The following is a 4881-nucleotide window of genomic DNA, read 5'->3' as shown; positions in this document are numbered from 1 at the left end:
ATATATGCAGAGAGGAAATTTTAAAGAATTATTACTTAATGCGATGAGAAAATTTTAAATTAGAAGCCGGATTTTTAAATTTAAATCAGTTAGGCATTTAAAACGATTTTAAAGGCTATTAAAGCCGCATAGATAAAAAATAAGAAAGAAATAGGAGAAAAAGCTTATTTTTGATTGTAGAGCATTTAAAAGGCATTTGTGAGCGTTTTTGAATTTTAGCATTTTTCGATTTTTTATATATCACTTTTTAAAAGTTTTTTAAATTTAACAAATGATAGACTGATGAAAAATAATCTAGCAAAAGGATTTAAGGTGGCAGAAGAGCTGACGCAAGAGCAAATGGCTGAATGGGCATATTTAAGCGAGGACGAACAGACACTTACAGCTTCGAGTATACATAAAGGGGAAAAAACCGAGCCGCAAACGCAAAATAAAGATATAGACGACACGAGAGACAAAATTTTAGATTGTCGAGAAGCCATAGAAAACACCGGGTTGTTTAAAAGCAGCGAAACAAGCGCAGTAGCTTGCGTAAGAGAATTTTATACCGCATACGGAACGGACGACGATAGCAAGGTTCAAGAAGCGATCAACGATATTTATAAAACCAATATGAGTCTAAGGGATGTGACCGAAATAAAAGAGCTCACCCTAAGAGAAATGAATATGGACTTAAAAGAGGACTTCGACAACGGCAAAGAATACACCATACGAGACATTAACAAAAAATTTGCCTACGAAGTAACGGGAGCTGCAAATTTAAGCAAAGACGCGCAGCAAGCCGTAGAAATACTAGGCGAAAAAGAGCTGTTAGATACGAGAATCAGGGAAAGACAGGCGGAGCTGGACGAATTTAAAAGCCCGAAAGCAAAAAGAGAATTCGTAAAAGACAGATTGGACGGCGTAGAAAAAAATGAGTCCTTAAAAGAGAGTCTGCAAATTTTAAAAGAGAAAGAAAAAATAGAAGAGCAAATCAAGGCAAAAGAAGAGCAAATCGCCAAAAAGGAAAAAGGGGAAGAAAAAGAGCCAAGCCCCGAGCAAAACGAACCACAGCCGGGCAGAGAAAACGGCGCAGAGCAAGAAGACTGGAATAAGAGAGCCGACGAGCTAGAAATGCAGCACGAAAAGGAGCTCGAAGACCTCAAAGATAAGCAATCGAAGCTTGAAGCGAATTTTCAAAAATCGATCGACAACCTAATGAATAGCGATGGGATAAACGGCATTATAACCGCGCTGCAAGAGATGGACAGAAGCCTTGAGATGATGCTAAAACAGGGTAAAGAAGAAAGCATCGCCAAAGATCGCCAGCGCCAAGAAAATCTTGATCTAGCCTTTGACAGTCCTAAATTTAAAGAGGCTGTCGGCGATTTGGTAAAAGAGGTCTATACGCAACGCAAAAAAGTCAAAGGCGGTTTTAAAGAGATGGAGAACGAGCGGGCTAATTACGCTAAATTACAAACGACCTATGAAAAAGAAACCAAAAAAGGGCTTGACGTCAAAGGATACGAAAAGCTAAAAAAGATGATGGGTGACATCGAAAAAGAAACGCCGAATTTTAAAGACAGCTACCCTAAATTTTATCAAAAGGTAAACGATACGCTAGTGCAGACCAAAGACAAAATTTTAAACAAGGCCAAAGGGCAAGAAAATGAAAATGACAGAGGCAGGAGCCTATAATGAGCAATATAACGCCAAAACAAAGAAGAAACGTGATTGAGGGTGACTTGGAAAATTATGTCAAAAGCGAAAACGATTTTTTGAGCCTAAGAAAGAGCTTTATAGACTTAAATTTTAGCCTAGCCCTAGCGTGCGAGCACGACGAACAAAGGGCAAAAAAGTACCTAGATGCAGCCAGAGAGATACAAGGACTCGAAGATAAGCAGGACAAGAAGGGAAAGTGGGAAATAAACGAGGATAACAACAAAAAAGTGATGACCCCGCACAAGGACGACGAAAAATTTCAAACCAAATTCGAAAAGGAAAACCCGCTCCTTTTCAGGCAGCTACAAAACGAGCTAGAGCTCATGAATAACGAAGCAAGGTTATACGAAAAAATTAAAGACAACAAAGACAAAGGCATAGATAAATTAACGCCGCTTTACGTAGAGTTGCAAGAGGGGCAAATCGATGTAAAAAGAAAACACGGAGACGAGGTGGGCAAGCCGATAGATACCGATAGATTTAGGTATAGCTATCCAAACGCTACCAAAACGCTAGAACAAACCATCGAAAAATGGGCAGAAAAGGAAACTAAAAAAGAAAATACCGAGCAGAAAGGAAGAGAGATATGAAGAAAACATTAATATCTATTGGTGCGGCAACGGCGCTATTTTTTAGCAGCGCAAACGCAGGAGGCGTTCCGGTTATAGACGTGGCCGCGATAGCTCAAGCGGTAATGGGTTATACTCAAACGCTAAAAGACTATGCTGAGCAAATCAAGCAGTACGAGCAAATGGTCAAAGATACGCTAAATTTTGAAAAACAGATGGCCGAGCTCGGCATAGATATGAACAGCATCTACGATATACTAGGCGATGCGCAAAGCATGATCAGTCAAATGCAAAGTATCTACGATAACGTCAAAAATATCCCCAATGACATAATGGGCGATATAGCGAGAGTGCAAAACGCGTGCTCGTTTTTGGAAAATAATAGCCAATTTTTCGGAATGACGCTAGGAAAAACCAAGAGCTCAATCAAAAGCAAGGTTAATCGCTGCACTTACGCATTGCGAGACGGCGCAAATTTGAGCAAAAGCATAGACGAGCTGACCGAGCAGATGAATAAAGCCGTCGATCCTATCCAAAGAGCGAACTATCAAGCGCAAATCAACAACATAAAAAATGCCGAGAAATTCCTGCAAGAAAGGGATAATATCGAGAAAACAAACGCCTTGTTAGCCTTTGAAGATACCTTTCATAGCGACGATAAGACCAATCCTTACTCAAAAGCGAAAATGAACGACGATTTAAAGCAGCTTTCAAAGCAGCTGAGCAAACCAAACAACCAAAAGCAAGCTCAAGCCCTCACGAACTCGATACTGCTTAAAATTTTAGAAAATTTGCAGCATCAATACGAGCTGAATATCAACTATACCAGCACGATGGCTACTAGCAAGCAGCTAAACGAAAGCGGCAGCAATAAAAATTTAACCGAAGAGAGCTTTAATCAGTCGGTCGTAGAATATAAGCGCAACGACGCCATATTTGAGCCAGAAACCAAGCAGCTCCCGAAAGATGAGCTTGGACTACCAAAATTCGTATATTTCAAATAAAGGGGAAAGAATGAAAAAACTAGTTTTTAGTTTGATCGTAGGTGCAATTTTTGCGGCAAGCGGCGCGACCGCAAAAGAGACGAGCGCAAAGGATACGGCGACAAAGACGTCTGCTCCAAAAGAGCTCGGCGACGTATTTACCGGCGATAAGAAACTGGCATGCGAAGCGGTGCTATGCCTCGCAAGCGCTACTCGCCCGCCGGAGTGCGCCGCAAGCCTTAAAAAGTACTATTCGATTACGGCTAAAAAGGCGCATAAGCAGGCTCAAAAAAGACAAGCATTTTTAGATCTGTGTCCAAGATGAAAGAAAATCTAGTCGAGCTCGCGCTCGATGAAATTTTAAAAAATAACGGCTACTTTGAAAAAAGAGACAAAAGTAGCCGTAACTACAAAACGCTTACGAACGACTACGGAGATACGATAGTCGTATCGCGCCAATCAAACGGCCACTACTTATATTTTAATCCAAATGACAGTACCGATCGGGGCAATATTTACAGCTTCGCTAAAAATCGCGGAGTAGAAGTAAAAGATTTAATAGACGAAGACAAAATAAAAGATATAAAGGAGTTACAAAACAATACTATACCAAAAGCAACTACTAAAAAAATCGATAATGAAATAATAGAAAAATTTAAAAAATTAGATAAGACGGATAAAAATTCATTTTTAATTAGCCGTAGGAAGCTAAGCGGAGAACTATTGGCACAATTTAGCAGCCTAAAACAAGACAGTAAATACCAAAACGCGGTCGTACCGACGTACACGTTAACGTCAGTGCAAACGGACGCCGGCACGAAAGAGTTTTTAAAGCAAAGCGGAACGATAAGCTATCTCTCAAAGCCCTTAACACACGATCCGCAAGGAAAAGCATACGATAAGCCTATCAAACAGCTTTGCAACGGAAATAAGGGGCTAGAAATTTTAAAAGCCGATAACGCACATAAAAGCCCCAAAGAATTTAAAAATATAATAATCAGCGAGAGCATGATCGACACGCTATCGTTTTGCGAGATGAAAGGGATAAATTTGCAAGAGACGCTGCTATGCTCGACCAACGGGCAAATATCGACATCGCAAAAAGATGCGATTAAAGCGCTTCGCAAGCTCGCCCCGGATGCAAAATTTACGCTAGCGTTCGATAATGACGATCGCGGCAAAGAGTTTGGCAAGATCGTAGAGCAAATAGTGCCGAATACTGACAGGCAAATGCCTATATTAAAGGACTTTAACGATGATTTGGTAGTCGGCAAAGCATTGGGGCTAGCAGCGCGCAATATTAGTAAAGAAAACATTTTAAAGCCTTTGAGCGAGCTTGGCAAGAAAGTAGAGTATTTATCAAAGAAATATGATTTTTTAGAGCCTTGCGCAAAGAATGAGCGCGTAAATGAGCTTTTAAGATTTAATCCTTCAAAATTTAAAGAGATAGCCCCAAAGGTGCAGCGTCTGCCCGGAATGAGAGAATGCTTTAAGCGACTTAATCTCGTCGGAAAAAAAATCGGCAGGGAGTATTCTAGGGCTATATGATTTATAGAATATTGATTAATTCGGGCAATCAAGATTTAAGCTGGTTTTTGAAGTTTAAGGTTTATATAAGCTTTTGGAAT

5 protein-coding genes are annotated in these 4881 nt (G+C 40.2%); all 5 read left to right on the top strand.

What is annotated here, in order from left to right; translation table 11 throughout:
- The first annotated feature begins 312 nt into the window (after positions 1-312).
- From H740_RS05095 to H740_RS05075, 5 genes are read left to right on the top strand one after another with little or no spacing between them, the layout of a single operon-like run.
- Positions 313-1677 carry a hypothetical protein gene (locus tag H740_RS05095; RefSeq protein ID WP_231679321.1) on the top strand — a complete coding sequence of 455 codons (1365 nt, stop codon included), beginning with the start codon at positions 313-315 and terminating at the stop codon, positions 1675-1677.
- Complete coding sequence (locus H740_RS05090) at positions 1677-2291, top strand: hypothetical protein (protein WP_002952051.1); 615 nt, start codon at positions 1677-1679, stop codon at positions 2289-2291. Before H740_RS05095 ends, H740_RS05090 begins: the two co-directional genes overlap by 1 nt.
- Positions 2288-3274, top strand: coding sequence for a type IV secretion system protein (locus tag H740_RS05085; protein WP_002952050.1), 987 nt, complete (start codon positions 2288-2290; stop codon positions 3272-3274). The genes H740_RS05090 and H740_RS05085 overlap by 4 nt, the downstream gene beginning before the upstream one ends.
- 10 nt (positions 3275-3284) lie before the next feature.
- The gene (locus H740_RS05080) at positions 3285-3578 is read left to right on the top strand and encodes a TrbM/KikA/MpfK family conjugal transfer protein (RefSeq protein ID WP_002952049.1); all 294 of its coding nucleotides are present in this window, start codon (positions 3285-3287) and stop codon (positions 3576-3578) included.
- Complete coding sequence (locus H740_RS05075) at positions 3575-4801, top strand: toprim domain-containing protein (protein WP_002952048.1); 1227 nt, start codon at positions 3575-3577, stop codon at positions 4799-4801. The genes H740_RS05080 and H740_RS05075 overlap by 4 nt, the downstream gene beginning before the upstream one ends.
- The last annotated feature ends 80 nt before the right edge of the window (positions 4802-4881 follow it).

This window comes from Campylobacter showae CC57C, from assembly GCF_000344295.2.
Classification (GTDB): Bacteria; Campylobacterota; Campylobacteria; order Campylobacterales; family Campylobacteraceae; genus Campylobacter_A; species Campylobacter_A showae_B.
The sequence above is the reverse complement of the archived record's forward strand: the minus strand, read 5'-3'. Positions and strand labels throughout refer to the sequence as shown.